Source organism: Streptomyces sp. NPDC033136, assembly GCF_055578235.1.
Window position 1 is genome coordinate 69,051 of record NZ_JBVIPD010000017.1, and the last position, 25,406, is coordinate 94,456.

24 protein-coding genes and 1 riboswitch are annotated in these 25,406 nt (G+C 72.3%); of the genes, 9 read left to right on the plus strand and 15 right to left on the minus strand.

Features of this window, described 5'->3' with window-relative positions; genetic code table 11:
• Positions 1 to 3: 3 nt before the first annotated feature.
• Together ACZ5TL_RS27495 and ACZ5TL_RS27500 are read right to left on the minus strand one after the other, a co-directional pair.
• On the minus strand, positions 4 to 2,478 hold the full coding sequence (locus tag ACZ5TL_RS27495; protein ID WP_468593081.1) for a DUF4132 domain-containing protein: 2,475 nt from the start codon (positions 2,476 to 2,478) through the stop codon (positions 4 to 6).
• On the minus strand, positions 2,478 to 2,870 hold the full coding sequence (locus ACZ5TL_RS27500) for a hypothetical protein (protein ID WP_468593082.1): 393 nt from the start codon (positions 2,868 to 2,870) through the stop codon (positions 2,478 to 2,480). Before ACZ5TL_RS27500 ends, ACZ5TL_RS27495 begins: the two co-directional genes overlap by 1 nt.
• Before the next feature lie 142 nt (positions 2,871 to 3,012).
• Here ACZ5TL_RS27500 and ACZ5TL_RS27505 point away from each other — a divergent pair, with 142 nt between their 5' ends.
• The 3 genes from ACZ5TL_RS27505 to ACZ5TL_RS27515 are packed head-to-tail and all read left to right on the plus strand — an operon-like array spanning position 3,013 to position 4,745.
• The gene (locus ACZ5TL_RS27505) at positions 3,013 to 3,420 is read left to right on the plus strand and encodes a hypothetical protein (protein ID WP_468593083.1); all 408 of its coding nucleotides are present in this window, start codon (positions 3,013 to 3,015) and stop codon (positions 3,418 to 3,420) included.
• Between the two features lie 12 nt (positions 3,421 to 3,432).
• Positions 3,433 to 3,969 (plus strand): thiol-disulfide oxidoreductase DCC family protein, encoded by a 537-nt coding sequence (locus tag ACZ5TL_RS27510; RefSeq protein ID WP_468593084.1) that lies wholly within the window; start codon positions 3,433 to 3,435, stop codon positions 3,967 to 3,969.
• 32 nt (positions 3,970 to 4,001) lie between these two features.
• Entirely contained in the window at positions 4,002 to 4,745 is a 744-nt protein-coding gene (locus tag ACZ5TL_RS27515) for a TetR/AcrR family transcriptional regulator (protein ID WP_468593086.1), read from the plus strand.
• A 12-nt stretch (positions 4,746 to 4,757) separates the two neighbouring features.
• Here the strand turns inward: ACZ5TL_RS27515 and ACZ5TL_RS27520 are convergent, their stop codons facing one another.
• Positions 4,758 to 6,269 (minus strand): metallophosphoesterase, encoded by a 1,512-nt coding sequence (locus ACZ5TL_RS27520; protein ID WP_468593087.1) that lies wholly within the window; start codon positions 6,267 to 6,269, stop codon positions 4,758 to 4,760.
• A gap of 23 nt (positions 6,270 to 6,292) precedes the next feature.
• The gene (locus ACZ5TL_RS27525; protein WP_392111007.1) at positions 6,293 to 6,532 is read right to left on the minus strand and encodes an SCO4848 family membrane protein; all 240 of its coding nucleotides are present in this window, start codon (positions 6,530 to 6,532) and stop codon (positions 6,293 to 6,295) included.
• Between the two features lie 172 nt (positions 6,533 to 6,704).
• On the opposite strand from ACZ5TL_RS27525, the gene ACZ5TL_RS27530 reads away from it, so the two are divergent.
• Positions 6,705 to 8,012 (plus strand): D-alanyl-D-alanine carboxypeptidase family protein, encoded by a 1,308-nt coding sequence (locus tag ACZ5TL_RS27530; RefSeq protein ID WP_468593089.1) that lies wholly within the window; start codon positions 6,705 to 6,707, stop codon positions 8,010 to 8,012.
• Here ACZ5TL_RS27530 and ACZ5TL_RS27535 read toward each other — a convergent pair.
• From ACZ5TL_RS27535 to ACZ5TL_RS27550, 4 genes are read right to left on the minus strand one after another with little or no spacing between them, the layout of a single operon-like run.
• Positions 7,960 to 8,877 (minus strand): YihY/virulence factor BrkB family protein, encoded by a 918-nt coding sequence (locus tag ACZ5TL_RS27535; protein WP_468593091.1) that lies wholly within the window; start codon positions 8,875 to 8,877, stop codon positions 7,960 to 7,962. The two genes, ACZ5TL_RS27530 and ACZ5TL_RS27535, sit on opposite strands and share 53 nt — an antisense overlap.
• Entirely contained in the window at positions 8,865 to 9,317 is a 453-nt protein-coding gene (locus ACZ5TL_RS27540) for a GtrA family protein (protein ID WP_468593092.1), read from the minus strand. The genes ACZ5TL_RS27535 and ACZ5TL_RS27540 overlap by 13 nt, the downstream gene beginning before the upstream one ends.
• Positions 9,314 to 10,258, minus strand: a complete 945-nt coding sequence (locus tag ACZ5TL_RS27545) for a decaprenyl-phosphate phosphoribosyltransferase (protein ID WP_468593093.1) — start codon at positions 10,256 to 10,258, stop codon at positions 9,314 to 9,316. Before ACZ5TL_RS27545 ends, ACZ5TL_RS27540 begins: the two co-directional genes overlap by 4 nt.
• Positions 10,251 to 10,772, minus strand: a complete 522-nt coding sequence (locus ACZ5TL_RS27550; protein WP_468593095.1) for a phosphatase PAP2 family protein — start codon at positions 10,770 to 10,772, stop codon at positions 10,251 to 10,253. The genes ACZ5TL_RS27545 and ACZ5TL_RS27550 overlap by 8 nt, the downstream gene beginning before the upstream one ends.
• A gap of 133 nt (positions 10,773 to 10,905) precedes the next feature.
• On the opposite strand from ACZ5TL_RS27550, the gene ACZ5TL_RS27555 reads away from it, so the two are divergent.
• Positions 10,906 to 12,312 (plus strand): FAD-binding oxidoreductase, encoded by a 1,407-nt coding sequence (locus ACZ5TL_RS27555; protein WP_468593096.1) that lies wholly within the window; start codon positions 10,906 to 10,908, stop codon positions 12,310 to 12,312.
• A 19-nt stretch (positions 12,313 to 12,331) separates the two neighbouring features.
• Positions 12,332 to 13,087: a decaprenylphospho-beta-D-erythro-pentofuranosid-2-ulose 2-reductase gene (locus ACZ5TL_RS27560; protein ID WP_468593097.1), complete on the plus strand. Its 756-nt coding sequence runs from the start codon at positions 12,332 to 12,334 to the stop codon at positions 13,085 to 13,087.
• A 13-nt stretch (positions 13,088 to 13,100) separates the two neighbouring features.
• Here ACZ5TL_RS27560 and ACZ5TL_RS27565 read toward each other — a convergent pair whose 3' ends face one another.
• From ACZ5TL_RS27565 to ACZ5TL_RS27585, 5 genes are all read right to left on the minus strand, one after another.
• Positions 13,101 to 13,679, minus strand: coding sequence for a 2'-5' RNA ligase family protein (locus tag ACZ5TL_RS27565; RefSeq protein WP_468593098.1), 579 nt, complete (start codon positions 13,677 to 13,679; stop codon positions 13,101 to 13,103).
• A 199-nt stretch (positions 13,680 to 13,878) separates the two neighbouring features.
• The gene (gene trpS, locus ACZ5TL_RS27570) at positions 13,879 to 14,892 is read right to left on the minus strand and encodes a tryptophan--tRNA ligase (RefSeq protein ID WP_468593100.1); all 1,014 of its coding nucleotides are present in this window, start codon (positions 14,890 to 14,892) and stop codon (positions 13,879 to 13,881) included.
• A gap of 99 nt (positions 14,893 to 14,991) precedes the next feature.
• On the minus strand, positions 14,992 to 16,440 hold the full coding sequence (locus ACZ5TL_RS27575) for a glycine hydroxymethyltransferase (protein WP_468593101.1): 1,449 nt from the start codon (positions 16,438 to 16,440) through the stop codon (positions 14,992 to 14,994).
• A 32-nt stretch (positions 16,441 to 16,472) separates the two neighbouring features.
• A riboswitch (ZMP/ZTP riboswitch) is annotated at positions 16,473 to 16,558 on the minus strand.
• 120 nt (positions 16,559 to 16,678) lie between these two features.
• Positions 16,679 to 17,854 carry a glutathionylspermidine synthase family protein gene (locus ACZ5TL_RS27580; RefSeq protein ID WP_468593102.1) on the minus strand — a complete coding sequence of 392 codons (1,176 nt, stop codon included), beginning with the start codon at positions 17,852 to 17,854 and terminating at the stop codon, positions 16,679 to 16,681.
• Between the two features lie 13 nt (positions 17,855 to 17,867).
• Positions 17,868 to 18,221 carry a hypothetical protein gene (locus ACZ5TL_RS27585; RefSeq protein ID WP_468593103.1) on the minus strand — a complete coding sequence of 118 codons (354 nt, stop codon included), beginning with the start codon at positions 18,219 to 18,221 and terminating at the stop codon, positions 17,868 to 17,870.
• 647 nt (positions 18,222 to 18,868) lie between these two features.
• Between ACZ5TL_RS27585 and pabB the strand changes: the two genes are divergently transcribed.
• Positions 18,869 to 21,148, plus strand: a complete 2,280-nt coding sequence (gene pabB / locus ACZ5TL_RS27590) for an aminodeoxychorismate synthase component I (RefSeq protein WP_468593104.1) — start codon at positions 18,869 to 18,871, stop codon at positions 21,146 to 21,148.
• 551 nt (positions 21,149 to 21,699) lie between these two features.
• Here the strand turns inward: pabB and pdxR are convergent.
• Positions 21,700 to 23,088: a MocR-like pyridoxine biosynthesis transcription factor PdxR gene (pdxR, locus tag ACZ5TL_RS27595; protein ID WP_468593105.1), complete on the minus strand. Its 1,389-nt coding sequence runs from the start codon at positions 23,086 to 23,088 to the stop codon at positions 21,700 to 21,702.
• A 47-nt stretch (positions 23,089 to 23,135) separates the two neighbouring features.
• Here pdxR and ACZ5TL_RS27600 point away from each other — a divergent pair, with 47 nt between their 5' ends.
• Entirely contained in the window at positions 23,136 to 23,663 is a 528-nt protein-coding gene (locus tag ACZ5TL_RS27600) for a carboxymuconolactone decarboxylase family protein (RefSeq protein WP_468593107.1), read from the plus strand.
• Between the two features lie 59 nt (positions 23,664 to 23,722).
• On the plus strand, positions 23,723 to 24,442 hold the full coding sequence (locus tag ACZ5TL_RS27605) for an isocitrate lyase/PEP mutase family protein (RefSeq protein ID WP_468593109.1): 720 nt from the start codon (positions 23,723 to 23,725) through the stop codon (positions 24,440 to 24,442).
• Positions 24,443 to 24,448: 6 nt separating this feature from the next.
• Here ACZ5TL_RS27605 and ACZ5TL_RS27610 read toward each other — a convergent pair whose 3' ends face one another.
• Complete coding sequence (locus tag ACZ5TL_RS27610; RefSeq protein WP_468593110.1) at positions 24,449 to 25,405, minus strand: ABC transporter substrate-binding protein; 957 nt, start codon at positions 25,403 to 25,405, stop codon at positions 24,449 to 24,451.
• Position 25,406: the final 1 nt, after the last annotated feature.

The window sequence follows — 25,406 nt, forward strand, 5'->3', positions numbered from 1 at the left end:
GTCTCACAACTGGCTCAGGATCGAAGGGTCGGTGATCCTCGTGTCCTCCGCCAGCAGCATCGCCTTGCTCAGGATCACCGACAGCATGCGGTCGCCCTCGAAGGGCAGGTAGCCCGTTCCCTGGGCCTTCGGGTCGGACTTCGCAACGATGCAGACGTACTGGTCGTTCGGGGTCCTGAGGATGTTGCCCGAGCCGAGGTGGATCTTGTACGTGTGGCGGTCGCCCTTGACGTGGAGGAAGCGGCCCTCCAGGGTGCAGCGGTCGGCTATCGCCAGGCGCGGGACCAGGCGTTCGAGCAGGAGCCTGCGGGTCTCGGCGCTCTGGTTCAGCTCACCGAAGCCGTACGACGTCCAGTAGTCGCGGAAGCGGCCGTCGGGGCCGCCGTCCTGCCAGGTGGGGTCGTTGCCGATGCTGGCGACGCCCACGAACAGGTCGACGTCGCGCAGGACTTCGGAGAGGACCAGGGGCGGGATGTCCTCCAGGGGGAGCAGGTCGACGGGGTCCTGGCCGTCGTGGAGCCACATGGTGTACTCGCCGCCGGAGCAGTGGGCCCTGTTCTCCGGGGCGTCGATCGGGTAGAAGCGCACCTGGTCGGTGCGCAGGCGCAGATAGCTGCCGGATTCGGTGGTGTCGACGCCGTAGTCCTCGCCGTCGCCCTCGATCCAGTACTCGGCACGCAGGCCCCACCGGGGCAGCTCGCGGGTGGCCGGAGGGGCCGAGTCGTCGACGCACAGGCGGAGCTTGTTGCGCCAGCCGCGGATCGCCGCCAGGGAGTTGAACTGGTGCTGGCGCAGGATGTGGGCCGCGAAGCGGTTGGAGTACGTGCGCGTGGCGCGCTCCGCGTCCGTGATCAGGTAGACCTCGCGGTGGGCCTGCTTGAACGGCTGGGTGACGCCGTGCCGTTCCAGCCAGTCGCGCCAGGCGACGATCTCGGCGGGCTCGTGGCCGACCGGGTGCCACAGTTCGACCCGGGTGCCGTCCGTGAGCGGTTCACCGGCCAGCGTCCGTAGTGCTCCGTCCGCGTATCCAACGGTTCTGCCGTCGATCGTCCACAGCAGGCGGCGGGCCAGGGTGCCGACCAGCGGGTGGTCGAGGTAGCGCTCGCGCCAGACGGCGTAGGACCAGGTGCGGCGGGCGAGGAACTGGCGGTCCAGGCGCTCGCTCTGTGCCGAGAGCATCTTGTCGATGTCCTTGACGGCCGTCTTCAGTTCCCTCAGTTCGTCCGCGTGATCGCGCCTCACCGCGGCCGGGACGCCTCTGACGGGCTTGCCGGCGGCGTTGTGCCAGCCGAGGACGGCCTTCGGGCCGCGGATCTCCAGCAGGGCCGTCGCGTCGCCGAGGCGGTACGTCGCCCGGCCGACCTCGGTCAGCCCGTAGGCCGGTACCGCCAGTTCCTCGATCTCCTCGCGGCCGAGGCCGAGCGCGGTGGCGCGGGCCTCCAGGGCCATGTCCAGGATCTTGGCGGTGTTCTTGTACGTCACCCGCGTGGCCAGTCGGGCGAGTTCGGCCAGGGCCGCCTCGCTGTCGATGCGGGCCAGTGCGACGACGCCCGCGTTGGCGACCTTGGGGTTGCGGGGGCCGAGGCCGGCGACCTTCTTCAGAGAGGTCTCGACCAGGGCGCCGAGCGCCCGGGCCGTGCCCGGGTGGGGCGGCAGGAGGGAGACGAGCCAGGCCAGGCCTCGCAAGGCCGTGGCGTTGTAGGGGTCGTAGGCGTTGTTGACGTCCGGTCCCCACTCCTGGCGTTCCAGCGGGAGCGTGCGGGGGCGGCCGACGAGGGCGAGCCAGGTCAGGACCGTGTCGCGCACGCGGTCGGGGCCGAGGGTGTCCAGCAGGGCGCGGGCCTGCTTGTCCCATTTGGCCGTGGGCTTGGAGGCCGTGGCCGTCAGGGCGTGTGCGAGGAGGGCCTGCCAGTCGGGGGTCGTGGCGTCGCGCAGGGCCTGCTCCGCCCATGCCTCCCCGACGTTGAGGACGGGGTCGGTGAACTGCCGGGCCAGGGCGACGAGGTCGTCGTCCGCGCGGTAGGCGTCCAGGGCCGCGCGGCGCAGGACGGCCACGACCGGCGCCGGGAGCGTGCGGCCCGCGGCCAGTTCGGCCCGGGCCAGGACGTCGAAGCGGGCCGCGTACCAGAAGGACTGCCGCCGGGCCAGGTCATCCAGGGCCCTGCGGCGCTCGGCCGCCAGCGGGTCGTCGTCGAGGCCCTCGGAGACCAGGCCGCACAGGGCGAGGAAACCGCAGCGGACCTCCGTGTCCTCACCGGCCCGGTCGAAGCGCTCGGCCAGGGCGTGCAGCAACGCGCCGCGGTGCCCGGCAGGCAGGGCGCGGAGCTGGTCCAGCAGCGGCGTCCAACCGCCGTACCAGCCGTGGCGGCTGGACTCCACGATCCGCAGCGCCTCGTCGGCGACCCGGCCCATGTCGCCATCGGCGATCCGGTCGCGCAGCCGGTCCGTGTGCGAGCGGGGCGTACGGAAGGCGCTCATCAGCCACCCACCAGCGGGACGAGTTTCAGGAACGTGACCTCGGTGCCGAGCGCCAGCTCGATCTCCTCGTCCGGGTCGGTGACCTGACGGTCCCTCACCAGCACCAGGAAGCCGTTGCCCGCGAACGCCCGCAGCGCCAGGGCCGTCTGCGCCTCCGGGTCGATCCGGCGGGGCGTGCGCACCGCGTACCCGTTCAGCACGCGCTCGGTGTCCTCGGGCTGCACGAGCCCCTGGAACACCTGAGGCGTACGGGCGTTGAACTCGGTGACCTCCTGGAACACCCGACGGCGGATCAACTCCCGCACGGTCAACCGCTCCTCGGCGATCTCCAGCCCCCAGGCCGCCCGCCGCTCCCCCGCTGTCGTCTCGTCGACGAACGTCACGATTCCCATGCCGACGACAGTACGAGCCACCACTGACAATCACCGCCGGGCGACGTGACGCAGGCCCCGCACCCCTGCGTTGAACATGTTCAAAAAGAGGTCTAGAGTCTCTCCCGACAGCATTTTGAACGCGTTCAAGAAGGGTGGGGCAATGGACCTCACGGTCATCGCCTACGTCATCTACCTGCTGGTCAGCATCGGTCTGACCATCTGGGTGGCCCGCACGCTGAGCCGCAACGGGCGGGTCTTCCTCGCCGACGTGCTGCACGGCAACGAGAAGCTCGCCGACGCCGTCAACCACCTCCTGGTGGTCGGCTTCTACCTCGTCAACCTCGGGTTCGTCGCGCTGTACCTGAGCGGCGACGAGACCATCACCGACGCCCGCGGGGTCTTCGAGGCCCTGTCGACCAAGCTCGGCGTGGTGCTGCTGGTGCTCGGCGTGATGCACCTGGCCAACGTCTACGTGCTGAACCGGATCCGGCGCCGCGGCGCCATGGAGCGGGAGCAGCTGCCGCCGGTGCCGCCGCAGGGCTGGGTCGCCCCACAGGCCCAGGGCTGAGCGGAGACCGGCATGAACGCCACCGCACCGGGCCCCCGACCCGCCACCGCACCACCGGTCCGAAGGCTCACCGTCCTGTACGACGCCGAGTGCTCCCTGTGCGCGTTCCTGCGCGACTGGCTCCTGCGGCAGCTCCAGCTGGTGCCGCTGGAGCCGGTCCCGGCCGGCTCCGAGGAGGCCCGGCGGCGCTTTCCGGGCCTCGACCACGGCGCCACGCTCGACGAGATCACCGTCGTCGGCGACGCCGGGCAGGTCTACCGGGGCGCGGCCGCCTGGGTCGTCGCCCTGTGGGCGCTGCGCGAGCACCGGCCGCTCGCCCACCGGCTGAGCACCCCCTCCGGCGCCCGGCTCGCCAAGGGCGCGGTGCTCGCCGCGGCCAAGTGGCGCGGGGCGCAGTGGCACCGGGGGCAGCAGCAGGGTGGGGGAAGGCGGGGCGGACGGGTCTACCGGCGGGCGGACGGGTGGTCGTACGACCCGGTCGGCGGCTGGACCTACACCGCGCCGGGCTGCGCCGACGGCACCTGCGCCCCCGGCAGCGGCCCCCGGTAACGGCCCCGGCCCTGGCGTTAGGCTCTCCTACCGTGCCCGCGAAGAACGACGGCCCCGACGAGGGCGCCCACCTCAGCAAGTCCGAGCAGACCCGCGCCCTGATCCTGGAGACGGCCATGCGGCTGTTCCAGGAGCGCGGCTACGACAAGACGACGATGCGGGCCATCGCCACGGAGGCCGGTGTCTCCGTCGGGAACGCGTACTACTACTTCGCGGGCAAGGAGCACCTGATCCAGGGCTTCTACGACCGGATCGCCGCCGAGCACCAGGTGGCGGTCCGGGAGATCCTGGACCGGGAGAGCGATCTGGAGGCCCGGCTCGCGGGCGTGCTGCGGGCATGGCTGGACATCGCCGCGCCCTACCACGAGTTCGCGGTGCAGTTCTTCAAGAACGCCGCCGACCCGGACAGCCCGCTCAGCCCCTTCTCACCGGAGTCGGAGCACGCGCGTCTGGAGGCCATCAGCGTCCACCGGGAGGTGCTGGCCGGGGCGACGAAGAGCAAGGTGCCCGAGGAACTGCGGGACATCCTGCCCGAGTTGATGTGGCTGTCCCAGATGGGGCTCGTCCTGTACTGGATCTTCGACCGGACCGAGGGACGGGAGCGCAGCTACCGGCTGGCCGAGCGCGGCGCCCGGATCACCGCGCGGGGCGTCGCCCTGGCCCGCTTCCGGGTGCTGCGGCCGCTGGTGCGCGAGGTGCACGAGTTGTTCACGGACTTCCTGCCGGGAATGACGCGGGCGATCCCCGACCCGGCCGCGCGCCGCACCGACTCCTAGGACACCGAACGCTCAGGCCTGCTTCGACGCCAGCTCGATCAGGGTGATGTCCGACGGCGCGCCCACGCGGGTGGGCGGGCCCCAGGCGCCGGCGCCGCGCGAGACGTAGAGCTGGGTGTCGCCGTAGCGCTCCAGGCCGGCGAGGGTGGGGTTGGCGCCGGCGGCGACGAGGTGGCCGGGCCAGAGCTGGCCGCCGTGGGTGTGGCCGGACAACTGCAGGTCGACGCCGTGCTCGACGGCGTCGTGGATCTGGACCGGCTGGTGGGCGAGCAGCACGCAGGCCCGGGCGGCGTCCCGGTCGCCGAGGGCCCGGGCATAGTCGGGGCCCTGGCCCTCGTTCTCGCCGGAGACGTCGTTGACTCCGGCCAGGTCGAAGTGCGGCAGCTCCCTGCGGGCGTTCTCCAGGGGGGTGAGGCCGAGGCGCCGGACCTCCTCGATCCACTGCTCGGCGCCGGAGAAGTACTCGTGGTTGCCGGTCACGAAGTAGGACCCGTGACGGGCCCTCAGCTGGGCGAGCGGGGCGGCCGCGGGGCCGAGGTCCTTCACGCTGCCGTCGACCAGGTCGCCGACGACCGCGATCAGGTCGGGCTGGGTCGCGTTGATCGTGTCGACGACCTTCTGCGCGAAGCCGCGGCCGAGGACCGGGCCGAGGTGCACATCGCTGACCACGGCGATCCGGTACCCGTGCGCGGCGCGCGGCAGCTTGGTCAGCGGCACGGTGACCCGCTTCACCTGGGGTCCCCGCAGCACGCCGTACGTCCCGTACCCGACGGTCCCGGCGGCAGCGGCCGCGGCGGCCCCGGCGACGACGCGGGAGACGAAGAGGCGCCGGGAGGGCCCGGAGGGGGCGGGAGCGTCGAGCGACTGGGGTGAGCCCTCGGAAGCGTCGGTGGGCAGCGGCTGGGACGAGCCCTCGGGAGCGGCACCGGACAGCGACTGGGGTGAGCCCCCGGAAGCGGCACCGGACAGCGACTGGGGTGAGCCCCCGGAAACGGCACCGGACAGCGACTGGGGAGAGCCCCCGGAAGCGTCGGTGGGCAGCGGCTGGGACGAGCTTTCGAGGTCGGCCTGCGGGTGAGGGGCGGACGGAGAGGAGGCCGTCGCGAGGGGGGCGGGCGCGCCCGTACCGCCGTCACCGCCGTTCTCGTGCGGGTCGGCTGTCGCGCCGGGGGCGTCGGGCCGCGGGCCCGTCGTCTTCCTCGCCCGCCGCTCCAGGAACCACCGCAGCAGGGGCCGTACGACCTCCCCCGCCAGTACCGCCAGGAACAGGTACATCGACAGGGCCAGCCACAGGAAGCCCGGCCAGGCGAGGACCTGCTGGAGCCAGAAGGGGGCGCCCGCGCGCTCGGCGACCAGGGCCGTGATCGCGAGGATCCAGCCGCCGGCGATCAGGACCGCGCCCGCACGGCGGGTCAGGCCCGGACCGCGGGTCGTGTCGCGGAACAGGCGGCGCCACACGTACCAGTTGGCCGTCACGATGACGGCCAGAACCAGCAGTGCGACGAGCACGAAGACGATGGCCACGGTGTCGTGTCTCCCGATTGCCGTTATGACGTCCGGCGCAGTGCGCGCAGACCACGCAACCCGATGGCCCCGACGGCCGTCCCCAATACGAAGGAGACGACGGCGAGCACCAGGTGCACCCAGAAGTACGCCGTGGGACGACCGTCGTCGAACGCGAGCCCGCTGCTGTCCTTGACCAGGTTCTTGACGAAAGTGATCCAGATGACCCAGCTCCACACCCCGAAGGCGAGCAGGAACCAGGAGACGGGGCGGCTGAGCTTCACAGAATCAGACCTTTCATCGCAATGCCGGGCTCCCGGGGCCGGCCGGGGGTCCCGGGGGTGTCCCCCGGATGAGCACGGCATGAGACCAGTATCGCCAGAGCCTGTCCGGTTCTGTTCCCGGGGTGGGTGCGCGGGCGGGACTTCCCCTCGTAGGGCATGTACGTTTCCGACCGTGCCCGCTCCGAAGAAGACCGCCAGGCGATCCCTGCTGGTCACCTCCGCCGTCCTGTCGTCCCTCGCCCTGGCCGCGCCCGCCGCCCTCGCCGCCCCGAGCCCCTCGGGCAGCCCGTCGGCGAGCCCCTCGGCCACTCCCCCGGCCTCGATGTCGAGCGTGGGCGGTGCCCGGCTCGGGCAGCCGGGGACGCAGGTGAACCTGGCGAGCGGCGTGCCGGTGCTGCCGAAGGACGTGAGCGCCCGCTCCTGGATCATCGCCGACGCCGAGTCCGGTGATGTGCTGGCCGCGCACAACGCGCACTGGCGCCTCGCCCCGGCGAGCACGCTGAAGATGCTGTTCGCGGACACGCTGCTGCCGAAGTTCCCGAGGGACACCAAGCACAAGGTCGTCCCCTCCGACCTGGCGGGCATCGGCCCGGGCTCCAGCATGGTCGGGATAAAGGAGGAGGAGACGTACACGGTCCACGACCTGTGGCTGGGCGTCTTCCTGCGCTCCGGCAACGACGCCGTGCGCGTGCTGTCCGCCATGAACAAGGGCGTCGAGAACACCGTGGCGGAGATGAACGAGCACGCCGAGGAGCTCCAGGCCCTCGACACGCACGTGGTCAGCCCGGACGGCTACGACGCCGAGGGGCAGGTCTCCTCCGCGTACGACCTGACACTGATCGCCCGCTCGGGGCTGCAGAAGAAGGACTTCCGGGAGTACTGCTCGACGGTCACCGCGAAGTTCCCCGGCGAGACGAAGAAGAACAAGAAGGGCAAGACGGTCCGTAAGCCCTTCGAGATCCAGAACACCAACCGGCTGCTGGCCGGCGACTTGGACGTGCCCGTCTACCAGGGCATCGCCGGTGTCAAGAACGGCAACACCACCAACGCGGGAGCCACCTTCACCGGTGTCGCCGAGCGGAACGGCAAGGTACTGCTCGTCACGGTGATGAACCCGGAGAAGGACGCGCACAACGAGGTCTACAAGGAGACGGCCCGGCTGTTCGACTGGGGCTTCCAGGCGGCCGGGAAGGTGCAGCCGGTGGGCGAGCTGGTGCCGCCGAAGGGCGCCGCGCGGGCCGGTGCCCAGCCCGGCGCGAACCCCTCCGGCGAGGCCGGCGGCTCCGGGGACGGCGGCAGCGGCACGGCAGGGACCGGTTCGAAGCCGGTGGCCAGCGCCCCGGCCGCGGACGGTTCCAGCGGCATCGGTACCGCGCTCGGCATCACGGGCGGGGTGCTGGTGCTGCTCGCGGGCGGCGCGTTCCTGGTCAACCGCCGTTGGCCGCTGCCGGATCTGATGCACCGCCGGACTCGCCCGTGAGCTCCGGGACTTCGTCCTCCTTGCTCTGCGTCGCCGTCCAGGAGGCGCAGAACAGCACCAGCTTCGAGGTGAAGTTGATCCACAGCAGCAGCGCGACGGGCACTCCGAACGCGCCGTACATGCTCTTCGCGGCCACGCCCTGCAGATAGCCGCTGAGCAGCAACTTCAGCAGTTCGAAGCCGACCGCGCCGGTCAGCGCCGCCACGAACAGGCGGTGGCGCGTGGGCTCGACGCCGGGCAGCAGGGTCAGGACGTAGAGCAGGAGCAGGAAGTCGGTGAGTACGGCGATCAGGAACGCGGCGGCGTGCAGCAGGGCGCCGCTCCAGCCGCCCTCGTCGATGCCCAGCTGCCGGGTGATCCAGCCGATCATCGCGGAGGCGACGGCGGAGGCGGCGATGGTGACGAGGAGCGCGCCGCCGAGGCCGATCAGGACACCCGCGTCCTTGGCGTAGCGCAGGGCCGGGTTCTCCTCGTCGTCGGGCAGTTCCCACACCGCGCGCAGGCACTCGCGCATCGAGCCGGCCCAGTTGATGCCGGTGAACAGCAGCAGGGCGCCCGCGATGAGGCCGATCGTGCCGGCGTTGTCCACCAGGCCGGCGATGTCCAGCTGGTCGGAGATGCCGGGCACCTGCTCGGCGAGCTTGTCCTGCAGCTGGTCCTGCTGCTCCGTGCTGAGCGTGGCGGCGGCGATGGTGGCGGACACCGTCAGCAGCGGGAACAGCGCGACGAAGCTCGTGAAGGTCATCGCGGCGGCCAGCCGCGTCCACTTCACGCGGTCCAGCCGCTCGTACGACCGCCACGCGTGCGTGATCATCAGCCGCTCCGTCCACGGCCCGACCACCGGGAGCTTTTTCAGCCAGTCCATGATCCGACTCTGCCCTCCGCCCGGAACACCCATGTACGGGTACCCCAGAACCGCAAGGCTGTGGCCAGCACCATGCCGATGACCGCGCCGGATACGGTGTCCGCGCGCTGCGAGGTGAGTCCGAGGCCGTAGTGGCTGACGGCGAGGCAGAGCAGCTGGACGGCGGCACCGGCGAGGTTCACCGCGAAGAAGGCGGCGTACGGGCGCAGGCCCCGGACCCGGGTGGTCCGGTAGGTGCCGAGGGCGTTGCCCGCGTAGGCGACCGAGCAGGCGGCCACGAAGGACAGGGCCTTGGCGCCGAGCGGGCCGAGTCCGGCGGGGCCGCGCAGGTACGTGAAGAGGGCGAGGTCGACGGCGTAGGCGAGGAGACCTACGGTGGCGAAACCCAGGAGCTCCCGGCGGCCCGGGGCGGTGAGGCCCGGCCACGCGCGCGTGGTCACCAGTTGGCCACCGCCAGGCCGTACATCGCCACCCAGGCCACGCCGATGAGGGCGAGGGCCCGGTCGCGCAGGACGACGTCCTCGGGTTCGCCGGCGGTGCCGCGGTCGGCGAAGACGGCGTACCTCAGGATCGCCAGGATGAAGGCGACCATGGACAGTTGCCGCCAGGGCAGCACGCTGGTGTGCGGGACGCCGCCCTCCTCCATGGCCCACAGGCAGTAGCCGAGGACGGCGACTCCGGCCGCGAGCTGCCAGACGAAGCGGAGGTAGCCGGTGGTGTACTCGGTGAGCAACGCGCGTGTGGCGCCCGCCTTACCGGCCATCTGGACGGCTTCGGAGTAGCGCTTGGCCGAGACCATGAACAGCGCGCCGAACCCGGTCGTGATCAGGAACCAGCGCGACAGCGGGATGTTGAGGGCGAGTCCGCCGATCATGGCCCGCATCAGGAACCCGGTGGTGACGACGGCGAGATCGACGACCAGGACGTGCTTGAGGCTGATGCAGTAGGCCAGTTGCATGCCGAGGTACGCGGTCAGCAGGGCGGCGACGGCCGGGCCGCACAGCCAGGCCGCGGCGACGGGCGCGAGCAGGCCGAGGCAGCCGCCGACTGCGTAGGCGACGGGCACCGGGACCTGCCCGGCGGCGACCGGGCGGTGCCGTTTGACGGGGTGGGCGCGGTCGGCGTCGGCGTCGCGGGCGTCGTTGACGAGGTAGACGGCGGCGGCGCAGGCGGTGAAGAGGGCGAAGACCAGGGCGAGTTGGATCAGGGCGTGCCGGGAGAAGAGCTCGCCCGCCGCGGCGGGGGCTGCGACCACGAGGACGTTCTTGACCCACTGCCGGGGGCGGGCGGTCCTGAGGAGACCGGCCAGGAGACCGCCCTTGCGGGGCGGTGCAGGCCGCTCCTGAGGGGTGCGCTGCCGCAGGACGGCCGTCTCAGTCATGGTGGGCGCCTCCCCGCATCCAGCGGGCGCCGAGCCGGGCCGTGAGGGCTCCGAGGGCCGCGCCGGCGGCGACGTCGGAGGGGTAGTGGACGCCGGCCACGAGGCGCGAGACGCACACGGCGGCGGCGAGCGGCGGCACCGCGCGGGCCCCGAGGGCGCCGAAGGCGACGGCGGCGGCCGCGGCGGAGGCGGCGTGCGAGCTGGGGAAGGAGTGCCGGCCGGCGGTGCGCACCAGGGGTTCGATGTGCGCGGGGCGCGGGCGGCGCACGACCCGTTTCACCCCCATGCTGACGAGGTGCGCCCCGGCGGTGAGGGCGGTGCCGCGCAGCCAGGCGCCGCGCCGCCTGCCGTCGACGGCGGCTCCGACGAGCCCAGCCGCCAGCCACAGCGCCGCGTGCTCGCCCGCCCAGGACAGGGCACGCGCGGCGCCGGCCACGCGCGGGTCGGTGCCGCACGCCCTGAGCGCCGAAACGATCCGGTGGTCCATGTCGTGCAGGTCGTCGAGGTCGTCCATGTGGACTCACTGTTCACGCCCGACTCGCCTGAACTCCGGCAATATTGAGCGACATCCCATTAATCACCCATTTCGGGGAGGGATGCCATGTTCCCGAACTGATCGCTCACACTAGGGCGATACGGTCACCGACATGTCTGCCGACACCGATTCCGTCCCCGATTCCGCCCCGGATTCCGCCCCGGACGACATGGGCCTGGACCACACCACCGTCACCGGCTGGGGCCGCACCGCCCCCACGGCCGCCCGCCTGATCCGCCCGCGGACGTACGAGGAGGCCGCGGCAGCCGTCCGGGAGTGCGGGGCGCGCGGCGGGATCCCCCGGGGGCTGGGACGGGCGTACGGGGACGCGGCGCAGAACGCGGGCGGCGCCGTGCTCGACATGACGGGCCTGGACCGCGTCCACGCCATCGACGCCGACGGCGGCACCGTGCTGTGCGACGCGGGCGTCTCCCTGCACCGGCTGATGGAGGTGCTGCTGCCGCTCGGCTGGTTCGTGCCGGTCACCCCCGGCACGCGCTACGTCACCGTCGGCGGGGCGATCGGCGCCGACATCCACGGCAAGAACCACCACGTCTCGGGGTCCTTCGCGCGGCACGTGCTCGCCTTCGAACTGCTCACCGCGGACGGCGAGATCCGCACGGTGATCCCCGGCACGCCGCTGTTCGACGCCACCGCGGGCGGGATGGGCCTGACCGGGGTGATCCTCACCGCGACGATCCGGCTCCAGCCGGTCGAGACCTCGCTGATGTCGGTCGACACCGAACGCGCGACGGACCTCGACGACCTGATGGCCCGGCTGGCCGCCACCGACCACCGCTACCGCTACTCGGTGGCCTGGATCGACCTGCTGGCCCGCGGCGCCGCCACCGGCCGCGCGGTCCTCACCCGCGGCGACCACGCCCCCCTGGACGCTCTCCCCGCCCGCCTGCGCCGGGCCCCGCTGGCGTTCCGCACCTCCCGCCTCCCGTCCGCCCCCGCCGTCCTCCCCGAGGGCCTGCTCAGCCGGACCACCGTGGGCCTGTTCAACGAGCTCTGGTACCGCAAGGCCCCCCGCGCGCGGACCGGCCGGCTCCAGCGGATCTCCCCGTTCTTCCACCCCCTGGACGGGGTGCCCCACTGGAACCGCGTCTACGGCCGGGGCGGCTTCGTGCAGTACCAGTTCGTCGTCGGCTACGGCCGGGAGGACGCCCTGCGACGCGTCGTGCGCCGCATCTCCGAACGCCGCTGCCCGTCCTTCCTCGCCGTCCTCAAGCGCTTCGGGGAGTCCGACCCGGGCTGGCTGTCCTTCCCGGTGCCGGGCTGGACGCTGGCGCTGGACATCCCGGCCGGCCTGCCCGGCCTGGGCGCCTTCCTCGACGAACTCGACGAGGAGGTCGCCGCCGCCGGCGGCCGCGTCTACCTCGCCAAGGACGCCCGGCTGCGCCCGGAGCTGCTCGCGGCCATGTACCCGCACCTCGACGACTTCCGCGCCCTGCGCGCCGAACTGGACCCGCACGGGGTGTTCGTGTCCGACCTGGCCCGCCGCCTCCATCTCTGAGCGATCCCTAGGAGCTGTCATGAAGGACGCCTTCGGCCTCCCCCAGTCCCTGCTCGTCCTCGGCGGTACGTCCGAGATCGCGCTGGCCACCGCCCGCCGGCTGATCGCCCGCCGCACCCGTACGGTCTGGCTGGCGGGCCGCCCCTCTACGGCCCTGGAGGAGGCCGCCTCGCAGCTGCGCGGGCTCGGGGCCGAGGTGCACACCGTCGCCTTCGACGCGCTCGACCCGGCCTCGCACGAGGCCGTGCTCGGGAAGATCTTCACCGAGGGCGACATCGACATGGTGCTGCTCGCCTTCGGGCTCCTGGGCGACCAGGCCCGCGACGAGCGGGAGCCGGAGGCGGCGGTGCGGGTCGCGCAGACCAACTACACCGGCGCGGTCTCGGCGGGCCTGGTGTGCGCCCGCTCGCTCCAGTCCCAGGGGCACGGATCGCTGGTCGTGATGTCCTCCGTCGCGGGCGAGCGGGCCCGCCGGGCGAACTTCATCTACGGCTCCAGCAAGGCCGGCCTGGACGCCTTCGCGCAGGGCCTGGGCGACGCGCTGCACGGCACGGGCGTGCACGTCATGGTCGTACGCCCCGGCTTCGTCCGGACGCGGATGACCGCCGGACTGCCCGAGGCGCCGCTGGCGACCACGCCCGAGGCGGTTGCGACGGCCGTGGAGCTGGGGCTGCGGCGCCGCTCGGAGACGGTGTGGGTGCCGGGCACGCTGCGCGTGGTGATGGCGGCGCTGCGGCACCTGCCGCGCGGGGTGTTCCGGCGGCTGCCGGTCTGATCCGGACGGCGGATCAGCGCATGGGGACCGAGCCGCGTTCCACGCGGCCGGTCTGCGGAGGGACCACCGAGCCGCCGAAGGGGAACTCGCGGAGCTGGCGCCAGACGCCGTCGGTGCCCTGCTCGTAGAGGGCGAAGCCGGTGCAGGGCCACTCGGCCGCGTAGTCGGCGAGTTCCTCGAAGGCGCGGTCCATCGCCGCCTCGTCGATGCCGTGGGCCACGGTGACGTGCGGGTGGTACGGGAACTGCAGTTCGCGTGCGGCCGGCCCGGCGGGGTCGCGGACCTGCTCCTGGAGTCGCGTACAGGACTCGGCGCCCGCCACGACACGGACGAACACCACCGGCGACAGGGGCCGGAAGGTGCCGGTGCCGCAGAGCCGCATGGGGAACGGGCGGCCGGCCGCGGCGACCTCGGCCAGATGCGCCTCGACGGCCGGCAGGGACGCCTCGTCGATCTCCGTGGGCGGCAGCAGGGTGACGTGCGTCGGGATGCCGTGAGCGGCGGCGTCGCCGAAGCCCGCGCGCAGCTGCTGAAGCCGGCTGCCGTGAGGCTCCGGGACCGCGATCGAGACACCGATCGTTACGGTCCCCACGTCGTCTCCTGTCGTTTCAGTTGGTGAGACCCGTCCTGCCGGAGCGAGTCCCTGCCGGATCGAGCGGGAGTGGCCGCTGATACGACCACCCGGTTATCGACTGTACGGCCACAGCGGGGTTACGGGCAGGCGCAACCGGAGTGATGTACAGCGCTGTTCGGGGGTACGGCTGTGCGCGGGAGCGGATTCAGTGCTCGGCTCAGTGCTTGGCGGGCAGGAAGCCGACCTTGTCGTAGGCCTGCGCGAGGGTCTCCGCGGCGACCGCGCGGGCCTTCTCGGCGCCCTTGGCCAGGATCGAGTCGAGCGTCTCGGGGTCGTCCAGGTACTGCTGGGTGCGCTCCCGGAACGGCGTAACGAAGTCGATCATGACCTCGGCGAGGTCGGTCTTGAGCGCGCCGTAGCCCTTGCCCTCGTACTTCTCCTCCAGCTCGGCGATGCCGGTCCCGGTGAGGGTGGAGTAGATGGTGAGGAGGTTGCTGATCCCGGGCTTCTCCGCCACGTCGTAGCGGATCACCGTGTCCGTGTCGGTGACGGCGCTCTTGACCTTCTTGCCGGTGGTCTTCGGCTCGTCGAGGAGGTTGATGAGGCCCTTCGGGGCGGAGGCCGACTTGCTCATCTTGATCGACGGGTCCTGCAGGTCGTAGATCTTCGCCGTCTCCTTGAGGATGTACGGCTTCGGGACGGTGAAGGTCGGGCCGAAGCGGCCGTTGAAGCGCTCGGCGAGGTCGCGGGTGAGCTCGATGTGCTGGCGCTGGTCCTCGCCGACCGGGACCTCGTTCGCCTGGTAGAGCAGGATGTCCGCGACCTGCAGGATCGGGTACGTGAACAGGCCGACCGACGCGCGCTCGGCGCCCTGCTTGGCGGACTTGTCCTTGAACTGGGTCATCCGGCCGGCCTCGCCGAAGCCGGTGAGGCAGTTCATGACCCAGGCAAGCTGGGCGTGCTCGGGGACGTGGCTCTGGACGAAGAGCGTGCAGCGGTCCGGGTCAAGACCCGCGGCCAGCAGCTGGGCGACGGCCAGACGGGTGTTGGCACGCAGGTCCTTCGGGTCCTGCGGGACGGTGATCGCGTGCAGGTCGACGACCATGTAGAACGCGTCGTGGGTCTCCTGGAGGGCCACCCACTGACGGACGGCGCCGAGGTAGTTGCCGAGGTGGAACGAGCCGGCGGTGGGCTGGATGCCGGAGAGCACGCGGGGTCGGTCAGAGGCCATGTTCACTATTGTCTCAGAGGGCCGTGAGTGGTTTCGGCGGGTGGGGAACCGCGGACCCGTCGTGGCTGGTCGCACAGCTCCCCACGCCCCTGGGGCGCTTCAGCCGAGGTCGATGTCCGGGTACAGCGGGAAGCCCGCCACGAGGTCCGTGGCCCGGTGGCCGATCTCGTCGGCGATCTTCGCGTCGAGGACGTGGGCCGCCTTGGAGGGGGCGCCCGACTTGGTGGTGCCCGGCTCCGTGGTGGTGAGGACGCGGTCGATCAGGCCGGCCACCTCGTCCATCTCCGCCGTGCCGAGACCGCGGGTGGTCAGGGCGGGGGTGCCGATGCGGATGCCGGAGGTGTACCAGGCGCCGTTCGGGTCGGCGGGGATCGCGTTGCGGTTGGTGACGATGCCCGACTCGAGCAGGGCGGCCTCGGCCTGGCGGCCGGTGAGGCCGTAGGAGGAGGCGACGTCGATCAGGTTCAGGTGGTTGTCCGTACCGCCCGTCACCAGGGTCGCGCCGCGGCGCATCAGGCCCTCGGCCAAGGCGCGGGAGTTGTCGACGATGCGCTGGGCGTAGTCGCGGAAGGACTCCTGGCGGGCCTCCGCGAAGGCGACGGCCTTGGCGGCCATGACGTGCGGGAGCGGGCCGCCGAGGACCATCGGGCAGCCGCGGTCGACCTGGTCCTTGAGCGAGTCGTCGCACAGGACCATGCCGCCGCGGGGGCCGCGCAGCGACTTGTGGGTGGTCGTCGTCACGATCTGGGCGTGCGGGACCGGGTCGAAGTCGCCGGTGAGGACCTTGCCCGCGACCAGGCCGGCGAAGTGCGCCATGTCGACCATGAGCGTCGCGCCGACCTCGTCGGCGATCTCGCGCATGATCCGGAAGTTCACCAGACGCGGGTAGGCCGAGTAGCCCGCGACGATGATCAGCGGCTTGAACTCGCGGGCCGAGGTGCGCAGTGCCTCGTAGTCGATGAGGCCGGTGGCGGGGTCGGTGCCGTAGGAGCGCTGGTCGAACATCTTGCCGGAGATGTTCGGGCGGAAGCCATGGGTGAGGTGGCCGCCGGCGTCCAGGGACATGCCGAGCATGCGCTGGTTGCCGAAGGCCTGGCGGAGTTCGGCCCAGTCGGCCTCGGACAGGTCGTTGACCTGGCGGGCGCCGGCCTTCTCCAGGAAGGGCACCTCGACGCGGTCGGCGAGGACCGACCAGAAGGCGACGAGGTTGGCGTCGATGCCGGAGTGCGGCTGGACGTAGGCGTGGCGGGCGCCGAAGAGCTCCTTGGCGTGCTCGGCGGCGAGGGACTCGACGGTGTCGACGTTGCGGCAGCCCGCGTAGAAGCGGCGGCCGATGGTGCCCTCGGCGTACTTGTCGCTGAACCAGTTGCCCATCGCCAGCAGCGTGGCCGGAGAGGCGTAGTTCTCGGAGGCGATCAGCTTGAGCATCTCGCGCTGGTCGGCGACTTCCTGGCCGATGGCGTCGGCGACGCGCGGCTCGACGGCTCGGATGACGTCGAGGGCGGCGCGGTAGGCGGTGGAAGCGGTGGAGAGGGGCTCGGCTGGCATGGGGGACCTCCGGACGTTGCGTTCAGCGTTCACGGTACGGCCCAGGCGCACGACCCTGTTCGGCTGGGCCGCTCCCCGATGGTTCGTCCATCCCAGCGCGCCAGTCACGGCCCGTGGTCAGCCTACCGGCTGGGCCGAGGGAGCGTCTGCCGGGTTGCTCCGCGTCGCCGGGTGCGAGTGCGCCGTGGTTGATCGCGCAGGCCCCCGCGCTCCTGGAGGGCGAGGCCCCGCGCCCCGCTCAGAGGATCACGTGCGGCAGGAAGCGGGCGTACTCGTCCGTGATCAGGCCCGACGACTCGCGGATGCCCAGGCCCGCCGACTCGTTCTCCACCACCCACGCGCCGAGCACCACTCGGTTGCCGTCGAAGTCGGGCAGGGGGGCCAACTGCTGGTAGACGCACGGTTCGTCGCGGAGGTGGGGAGGGGATCCGGGCTCGTGGATCGTGACGCCCGCGCCCTCCCGGCCCAGGAGGGGCTTGGCGACCCAGCCCGGCAGGTCTCGGGGGCCGTCCAGGTAGGCCGGGAGGAGGTTCGGGTGGCCCGGGTACAGCTCCCAGAGGATCGCGAGCAGGGCCTTGTTGCTGAGGAGCATCTTCCAGGCCGGCTCGATCCAGAGGGTGGAGCCGGTGCCGCCGCCGTTGTCCAGGGTCCGCAGGACGTGCTCGGCGAAGCGGTCGGTGGTGAGCCACTCCCACGGGTAGAGCTTGAAGATGCTGCGGATGAAGCGCAGGCGCTGGTCGACGAAGCGGCCGGAGAGGCGGTCCCAGCCGATCTCCTCCATGGAGATCCAGTCGGTGGTCAGCCCGGCCTGCTCGGCGGTCTCCTTGAGGTAGGCGACCGTCATCAGGTCCTCGCCGAGTTCGTCGGCGGAGGAGTACGCGAAGTACAGGGGGCTGCCGGGGGGAAGCAGGGCGGCCTGTTTCCGCCAGGCGTCGATCAGACGCTCGTGGAGGGAGTTCCACTGGTCCGCGCCGGGGAAGCGCTCCTCCATCCAGAACCACTGGGGGGACGCCGCCTCGACCAGCGAGGTGGGGGTGTCGGCGTTGTACTCCAGGAGCCTGGCCGGACCGGTGCCGTCGTAGCGGAGGTCGAAACGGCCGTAGACCGAGGGGAGTTCGGCTCGGCGGTGCCAGGACTCGGCGACCGTGCGGGCCAGGCGGGGGTCGGTGATGCCCAGGTCCGCGAAACGGTCCTCGGCGACGATGTGCTCGGCCGCCGCCAGGCACATGCGGTGGAGGTCCTCGACCACCTCCTCCAGGGCCTCGATCTCCGGGAGGGTGAAGACGTAGTACGCGCTCTCGTCCCAGTAGGGGCGCAGGGAGCCGTCGGGGTAGCGGGTGAGGGGGTAGATCAGGCCCTGTTCCTCGACGGTCTGCTGCCAGCCGGGGCGTGGCTCGATGGTGCGGCGTTCCATCTCGTACGGCCCGTCAGCCGCCGCCGCTGCCGGATCCCGAGCAGCCGAAGCCGCCCCGGTCGACGGCCTCGCTGCGGCTGAAGGTGCCGTCTTCGGCGTAGCCGCCGCTGACGTCGGCGTCGTAGTACCAGTCGGCGTCCGTGACCGCGGTCGTGCCGGTCGACGTGCGGTTCCTGCCCGAGGAGGAGGTGCCGGACGCGCACTTCCTGTCGGCGACGATCTTGTAGCCGTTGATGTAGTCGTAGCTGTCCCGGTCCACGCAGCGGCGGTCGGGGTCGGATCCGCACGCGGACAGGGCCGCCGCGAGGACACCCATGCCGCCCAGCACCACCGTGCTCGAGCGCAGCCGTCGTCGTGTTTCCGCCATGTCCGTGTCTCCCCCGTGTTCCGCCTGTCGTGCGCTGACAGACGGCCAGCCTAGAGAGCGGTGTGAGCTGCCGTACACGGCCCCCCGCCCACAGCCCCTCCCCTGCCGCGGATTTGTGATCTTTGAAAGGGTGTGCGCCCTTGGTGCGGTGGTCTGATGCGGTACGGCGACGGTGCTGCGGGCGATCACCGCGCTGTTGACGGCTGCGACCGGGCGCCGGCGTTGATCGCGGTTTCGGGGAGGCACCGGTGGAGGCAGGAGAGGGCGGTCGCGCGGAAGTGACCGAAAGGTTTTCCCGCCGCCGAAAGTCTGCGGCCTTCCGGACCGCCGGAACATTGTTTGTTGAATCGTGAACGCGCAGGGAGCGCTTTCCGTACAGGACGGCGTGACCAGTAATTCCGTCACGGTCACCGTGGCCTGTCGCGTGGCACCGGGCGCCCGGGCCTGGTTCGACCCGCGGCCCCTGGCCCAGGCACCGCCGGCTCCGCCGTCGAAAGGGAAACCGTGGTCCGTGAATATGAGCGCGGTTTATCCGGCCGGGCTGCCGTTCAATCCGACGGTGCTTCCCTGTCGCGGTGACCTCAACGCACTGTTTCGCACGCCGCTGTTATGCCTGGGCCCGCGAATGAACAGAGGGAGGTCGGCGGGTGAAGACCCTGCTCATCGACAATGACGACTCGTACACGTACAACCTGTTCCAGCTGATCGCCGAGGTCAACGGCGAGGAGCCGGTCGTCGTCCGCAACGACGTGCCCGTCGACGGTCTTCCAGATCCCCGGGCGTTCGACAACCTCGTGGTGTCTCCCGGCCCCGGCCATCCGGCCGACCCGCGTGGCTTCGGCGTCGGGGCGCGGCTGCTGGCGACCTCCCCCGTCCCCGTGCTCGGCGTGTGCCTGGGGCATCAGGGCATCGCGCTCGGGGAGTCCGCTCCGGTGGGGCCCGCTCCGCAGCCGCGGCACGGGCATCTGTCCACGGTCCGGCACGACGAACGGGACCTGTTCCGGGGCCTGCCGCAGCACTTCACCGCCGTCCGGTACCACTCCCTGGCCGTGCGCGAGCCGTTGCCCGAGTCGCTGGAGGCCACGGCGTGGGCGGAGGACGGTGTCCTGATGGGACTCCGGCACCGCAGCCGGCCGCTGTGGGGCGTGCAGTTCCATCCCGAGTCGGTCCTCACGGAGTACGGGCACCGCATACTCGTGAACTTCCGCAACCTGACGGCCGAACGGGCCGGCAAGCTACGCGCGAAGAACACGGCGGTGCCGTCGCACGAGGGGGTCCGGCGCCGGCCCGCGGTGCCGGTGTGCGACGCGGGGGTGCCGGGAACGGCGCGGGACCGCCGGTCCTCCACCGCTCCCTCGGCCGGTCCCGATGCCGCTCCCTCGGCCGGCGCACCCGCTGCCGTCATCCCCCGCCCCCGGCGTCCCGGCCGGGCCGGCTACCGCCTGCACACCCGCCGTATCCCCGGTGCCGTCGACACCGAGGCGGTCTTCAGCCGGCGGTACGCGGGGTCCGCCCGGGCGTTCTGGCTGGACAGCTCGCTGGTCGAGCCGGGCCGCTCCCGGTTCTCGTTCCTCGGGGACGACAGCGGGCCGCTGTCCGAGTTCGTGCGCTACGACGTCACGACGGGCCGCTGCGAGATCGAGCGGGCGGGACGGCCGGTGCGCCGGGTCGCGGCGAGTGTCTTCGACTACCTGAAGCGGCAGCTGACGACCCGTCGCGTGGACGCCACCGGGCTGCCCTTCGACTTCACCGGGGGCTACGTCGGCTACTTCGGCTACGAGATGAAGGCGGACTGCGGGTCGCCGGGCCGGCACCGCTCCCCCACCCCGGACGCCGCCTGGCTGTTCGCCGACCGGGTGATCGCGGTGGACCACCACAAGGGCTTCACCTACGCCGTCTGCCTGGCCGAGGACACCCCGCAGGCCGCGCGGGAGGCCGCCGACTGGCTGGAGAGCGTCCTGGCGGACCTCACGTGCGTGGCGACCGAGCGGCCGCCCCTGCCCGTGCCGCCCGCCCCGGCGGACCCCGGCGCCACCGAGCCGTGGCTGGTGCGCGACCGGGCGACGTACCTCGCGGACATCGAGGCGTGCCGCCGGGAGTTGCGGGCCGGTACGAGTTACGAGGTCTGCCTGACGAACGCCGCCCGGCTGCCCGCCCCGCCCGACGCCTACGAGTTCTACCGGACGCTGCGCCGCGACGACCCGGCCCCCTACGCGGCGTTCCTGAGGTTCGGGGAGCTGGAGGTGGCCGGTTCCTCGCCCGAGCGGTTCCTGCGGATCGGCCGGGACGGCAGTGCCGAGGCCAGGCCCGTCAAGGGCACAGCGCCCCGAGGGGACGGGCCTGAGGCGGACGCCCGGCTGCGGGACGCGCTCGCGTCGGACGCCAAGACGCGGGCCGAGAACCTGATGATCGTCGACCTGCTCCGCAATGACCTGGGCCAGGTCTGCCGGACCGGCTCGGTGCGGGTCTCCCGGCTCATGGAGACCGAGACGTACGCAACCGTGCACCAGTTGGTGTCCACCGTGTCGGGCAGGCTGCGGGAGGGCACGGACGCGGTGGACTGCGTGCGGGCCTGTTTCCCGGGCGGTTCCATGACCGGCGCGCCGAAGCTGCGCACGCTGGAGATCATCGACTCGCTGGAGACCGAGGCCCGCGGCGTGTACTCCGGCGCCCTCGGCTACTTCGGGTGCGGCGGCGGAGCGGATCTCGGCATCGTGATCCGCACGGCCGTGTTCGCCGGCGGTCTGATGCACCTGGGGGCGGGCGGCGCGATCGTGCTCGGCTCCGATCCGGAGGCGGAGTACGAGGAGATGCTGCTGAAGACGGCGGCCCCGATGCGGGCCCTGCACCGGCACACGGCCGACCGGATGGTGCGGCAGGACCCGCCGGGGCGGACGGCCGCGACGGCAGGGGAGTCCCGGCGATGACCGGCCCGCGCGTCACGCTGAGCCCGGCGGGGGCCGGGACGCCTGGCCGGGGCCGGGGCCGAAGTCAGGGCCGGGGCCAGAGCTCAAGTCGGGGCCGGAACCGGAGCCGAAGCCGGGGCCGGGGCCGGGAGCCGGAGTCGGAGCCGGGATCCGAAGCCGGGGCCGGGAGCCGGGAGCCGGGGCGGAAGCCGAGGCCGGGAGCCGAAGCCGAGGCCGGGAGCCGAAGCCGGGGCGGAAGCCGGGGCCGGGAGCCGAAGCCGAGGCCGGGAGCCGAAGCCGGAGTCGGGAGCCGAAGCCGGGGCCGGGAGCCGAAGCCGAGGCCGGGAGCCGAAGCCGGAGTCGGGAGCCGGCCCCGGAGCCGCGGCTGTGGCGGCCTGGAAGCTCGCGGTGCGGTCGGCGGAGCTCTCCGAGTGGCGCGAGTGAGCCGGGCGGGCCGCACCTCCCCCAGGGGCACCGGTCCTGGAGCCACGGTCGGGTGCGGTACCTCGCGGCCCGCGCGGCCGCCGTGCTCGCGGGGCAGGGCGTGCGCGCCTGGTGGTCCCTTCGCATGCTCATCCGGGCAGTACCGCGCACAGCGCGTCCAGCGCCCCCGACCACGCGTGGTCCGGCGGTGTGCCGTAGCCGACGACCAGGGCGTCGACCGGCTCGGCCCGCGCGGCGGGGTCGCTGTAGCGGGTGAGTCCGTGGAGCGCGAGACCCCGCCAGTTCGCCGCCTGGACCACCGCCTCCTCGGTGCCGGGCAGCAGGCGCAGCAGGACGTGCAGACCGGCCGCGATCCCGGTGACCCGGGCCTCGGGGGCCCGGGCCGCGACGGCGGCGACCAGGGCGTCCCTGCGGCGCCGGTAGCGCAGCCGGGTCGCGCGCACATGACGGTCGTAGGCACCGGAGGTGAGGAACTCGGCCAGGGTCAGCTGGTCCAGCGCCCCGCAGGTGTCGGCACCGCCCTTCGCCGCCGCGACCTCCCCGGCGAGATCCGGCGGCAGCACCATCCAGGCCAGCCGCAGCCCGGGCGCGAGGGACTTGCTGGCGGTGCCCAGGTAGACGACCCGGTCGGGGTCCAGGCCCTGGAGGGCGCCGACGGGCTGCCGGTCGTAGCGGAACTCGCCGTCGTAGTCGTCCTCCAGCACCAGTCCGTCGGTGCGCCGCGCCCAGTCCACGACGGCCGCCCGGCGGTCGCGGTGCAGGGGCACGCCCATCGGGAACTGGTGGGCAGGGGTGAGCAGCACCGCGTCGGCACCCGCAGACCCGCCCGGATCCGTGCCCCGCCGGTCGAAGGGCAGCGGGGTGGTGTGCAGGCCGGACGCGGTCAGGAGTCCCCGGTGCGCGTCGAGGCCGTACGACTCGACCGCGACCGTCCGGGCTCCGCGGGCCCGCAGGACCGTGCCCAGCAGCTTCAGCCCGTGCGCGAACCCGGCGCACACCACGATCCGTTCGGGGTCGGCGCGCACGCCCCGGGCCCGGGACAGGTAGCCGGCGAGGGCGGCCCGCAGCTCGGGGCGGCCGCGGGCATCGCCGTAGTCCAGCGCGTGGTGGGGGGCGCCGTCGAGGGCGCGGCGGGCCGCCTTGAGCCACTGGGCGCGCGGGAAGGACGCCAGGTCGGGGCGGCCGGGGCGCAGGTCGTAGGCGGGGCGGGTGCGCTCGCGGGAGTGGGGTGCCGTGCCGGCCGGCGGGACCACCCTCCGGTCGGCGACCCGGGTCCCCGAGCCCTGCCGGGCGGTCAGCCAGCCCTCGGCGACCAGGTCGGCGTAGGCGTCGGCGACCGTGTTGCGGGCGATGCCCAGGTCGGCGGCGAGGGCACGGGAGGAGGGCAGCCGGGTGCCGGGGGTCAGCCGGCCGGAGCGCACCGCCTCACGCAGGGCGTCGGTCAGCCCCCGCCGCAAACCCGGACCGGTCGGCTCCACGTGCAGGTCGATGCCCAAAGTGGCCCGAGGTTCCGCCATGGAAATGGACCATACTCCTGGGCTGCTTCCTCCCTAGGGTCGAGGGCATGACGACGCATCCCGACGACACCACGACCAGGACGACCAGGACGACCGCGGAGTACGCCCCCGAGCAGCCCGCCCGCCTGGAGTGGGCCAAGCACGCGCCCGAGGTCTACCAGGCGATGGTCCGGCTGGACACCGCCGCCCGGCGGGGCCTGGACCACAAGCTGTACGAGCTGGTGAAGATCCGTGCCTCCCAGATCAACCACTGCGCCTTCTGCATCGACATGCACACCAAGGACGCCCTCGCGTCGGGCGAGAGCGTCGAACGGATCGTGCAGCTCGGCGCCTGGGACGAGTCGCGGCACTTCTACACCGCGAAGGAGCTCGCGGCCCTGGAACTGACGGAGGCCGTGACGGTGCTGACGGACGGTTTCGTGCCGGACGAGGTGTACGAGAACGCCGCGAGGCACTTCGAGGAGGCCGAGCTGGCCCAGCTGATCGCCGCGATCACGGTGATCAACGCCTGGAACCGGTTCGGGGTGACCTGCCGTATGGCGCCGGGGCACTACCAGCCGGGGCAGTACAAATGAACCGTCCCCAGCTGGAGCAGGGGGGTGCCTGGCCGGACCCGGCCAGTGAGTCACACGCCGTGAGCAAGGCCGACGTGTTCCGCGCCCTCCACCACCACCGGGCACCCGGTGATCCCCTCGTGCTGCCCGGGCCGTGGGACGCGGCGAGCGCCCAGGTGTTCGCCGAGGCCGGGTTCCCGGCGCTCGCCACGCCCAGTGCCGGGGTCGCCGCCTCCCTCGGCTACGAGGACGGGCAGGTCCCGGCCGACGAGATGTTCGCGGCGGTCGCCCGGATCGTCCGGGCCGTCGACGTGCCGGTGTCGGCGGACGTGGAGGGCGGGTACGGTCTCGCGCCGAAGGAACTCGTGGAGCGGCTGCTGGAGGTGGGGGCGGTGGGCTGCAACCTGGAGGACTCCGGGAACCAGGTGCTCAGGGACCCGCACGCGCACGCCGACTGGCTGGCCGAGGTGCGGCACGAGGCCGGTGACCGGCTCTTCGTCAACGCCCGTGTGGACACCTTCGCCCGCGGGGTCGCCGACCCCGGCCGGGCCATAGAGCGAGCCGCGCTGTACGTCGCCGCGGGCGCCGACTGCGTCTACCCGATCGGCGCCCCGCCGGACGTGCTGCCGCTGCTGCGGGCCGGGATCCAGGGGCCGATCAACGTGGGCGCCCCCGCAGACGGTGGCCCCTCGCCCGCCGAACTCGGCGCGCGAGGGGCCACCCGGATCACCTTCGGGCCGGGGCTCCAGCGGCGGGCCGCCCGCGCACTGCGGGAGATCGCCGCCGGCCTGCGACCGTAGGGGCGCTCAGGACAGCCACTTCTTCCACGTGGACTCGTGGCCGTCCACCCACTTCTTCGCGGCGTCCTCCGGCGTCATCTTCTTGTCGGCGATCAGCAGGGAGACCTCGTTCTGGTCCTCGGTCGTCCACTTGAACTTCTTCAGGAAGGCCGCGGCCTTGCCGCCGTTCTTCGCGAAGTCCGAGTTCAGGTACTTCTGCAGCGGCGTGTGCGGATAGGCGCAGGCGACCTTCTCCGGGTCGGCGTCGCAGCCCTCCTTGTACGGCGGCAGCTTCACCTCGGTCATGGGGACCTTCTTGAAGAGCCACTGGGGCGTGTACCAGTAGGTGAGGAAGGGCTTCTTCTCCTTGGCGAACTGCCTGATCTGCGTGATCTGGGCCGCCTCGGAGCCCGCGAACACCACCTGGTAGTCCAGCTTCAGGTTCTTCACCAGCGCCTTGTCGTTGGTGACGTAGGACGGCGAACCGTCCATCAGCTGGCCCTTGCTGCCGCTCTCCGGGGTGCGGAACAGGTGGGAGTACTTGTTGAGGTTCTTCCAGTTCGTGATGTCCGGGTGCTGCTTGGCGAGGTACGTCGGGACGAACCAGCCGATGTGGCCGGTGACGCCGAGTTCGCCGCCCGGGGTGATCGTCTTCTTGTCCTTGACGTACCGCTGCTCCTGCTCGGGGTGGCCCCAGTCCTCCAGGAGCGCGTCGACGCGGCCCTGGCTGAGGGCGTCCCAGGCGGGCACCTCGTCGACCTGGACGGTGTCGACGCGGTAGCCCAGTTCGTGCTCCAGGATGTACTGGGCGACGGCCACGTTGGCCTGGGCGCCCACCCAGGACTGCACGGACAGGGTCACGGTCTTGGCCCCCTGCGCGTTGGCGAAGGGCGAGGCCTGCTTGGTCATGTCGGCGGCACCGCAGCCGGTGAGCAGCGCCAGAGAGCTCAGAGCGGCGACCAGGGCCGTCTTACGGACTCGCATG

Excerpts from the sequence above, each read along its gene's own strand:
- ACZ5TL_RS27495 (WP_468593081.1), bottom strand. The coding sequence starts at position 2,478 with ATGAGCGCCTTCCGTACGCCCCGCTCGCACACGGACCGGCTGCGCGAC.
- ACZ5TL_RS27585 (WP_468593103.1), bottom strand. The coding sequence starts at position 18,221 with ATGGCGGAAACACGACGACGGCTGCGCTCGAGCACGGTGGTGCTGGGC.
- ACZ5TL_RS27560 (WP_468593097.1), top strand. The coding sequence starts at position 12,332 with ATGAAGGACGCCTTCGGCCTCCCCCAGTCCCTGCTCGTCCTCGGCGGT.
- ACZ5TL_RS27555 (WP_468593096.1), top strand. The coding sequence starts at position 10,906 with ATGTCTGCCGACACCGATTCCGTCCCCGATTCCGCCCCGGATTCCGCC.
- ACZ5TL_RS27500 (WP_468593082.1), bottom strand. The coding sequence starts at position 2,870 with ATGGGAATCGTGACGTTCGTCGACGAGACGACAGCGGGGGAGCGGCGG.
- trpS (WP_468593100.1), bottom strand. The coding sequence starts at position 14,892 with ATGGCCTCTGACCGACCCCGCGTGCTCTCCGGCATCCAGCCCACCGCC.
- pdxR (WP_468593105.1), bottom strand. The coding sequence starts at position 23,088 with ATGGCGGAACCTCGGGCCACTTTGGGCATCGACCTGCACGTGGAGCCG.
- ACZ5TL_RS27580 (WP_468593102.1), bottom strand. The coding sequence starts at position 17,854 with ATGGAACGCCGCACCATCGAGCCACGCCCCGGCTGGCAGCAGACCGTC.
- ACZ5TL_RS27575 (WP_468593101.1), bottom strand. The coding sequence starts at position 16,440 with ATGCCAGCCGAGCCCCTCTCCACCGCTTCCACCGCCTACCGCGCCGCC.
- ACZ5TL_RS27545 (WP_468593093.1), bottom strand. The coding sequence starts at position 10,258 with ATGACTGAGACGGCCGTCCTGCGGCAGCGCACCCCTCAGGAGCGGCCT.
- ACZ5TL_RS27535 (WP_468593091.1), bottom strand. The coding sequence starts at position 8,877 with ATGGACTGGCTGAAAAAGCTCCCGGTGGTCGGGCCGTGGACGGAGCGG.
- ACZ5TL_RS27505 (WP_468593083.1), top strand. The coding sequence starts at position 3,013 with ATGGACCTCACGGTCATCGCCTACGTCATCTACCTGCTGGTCAGCATC.
- ACZ5TL_RS27610 (WP_468593110.1), bottom strand. The coding sequence starts at position 25,405 with ATGCGAGTCCGTAAGACGGCCCTGGTCGCCGCTCTGAGCTCTCTGGCG.
- ACZ5TL_RS27600 (WP_468593107.1), top strand. The coding sequence starts at position 23,136 with ATGACGACGCATCCCGACGACACCACGACCAGGACGACCAGGACGACC.
- ACZ5TL_RS27550 (WP_468593095.1), bottom strand. The coding sequence starts at position 10,772 with ATGGACGACCTCGACGACCTGCACGACATGGACCACCGGATCGTTTCG.
- ACZ5TL_RS27510 (WP_468593084.1), top strand. The coding sequence starts at position 3,433 with ATGAACGCCACCGCACCGGGCCCCCGACCCGCCACCGCACCACCGGTC.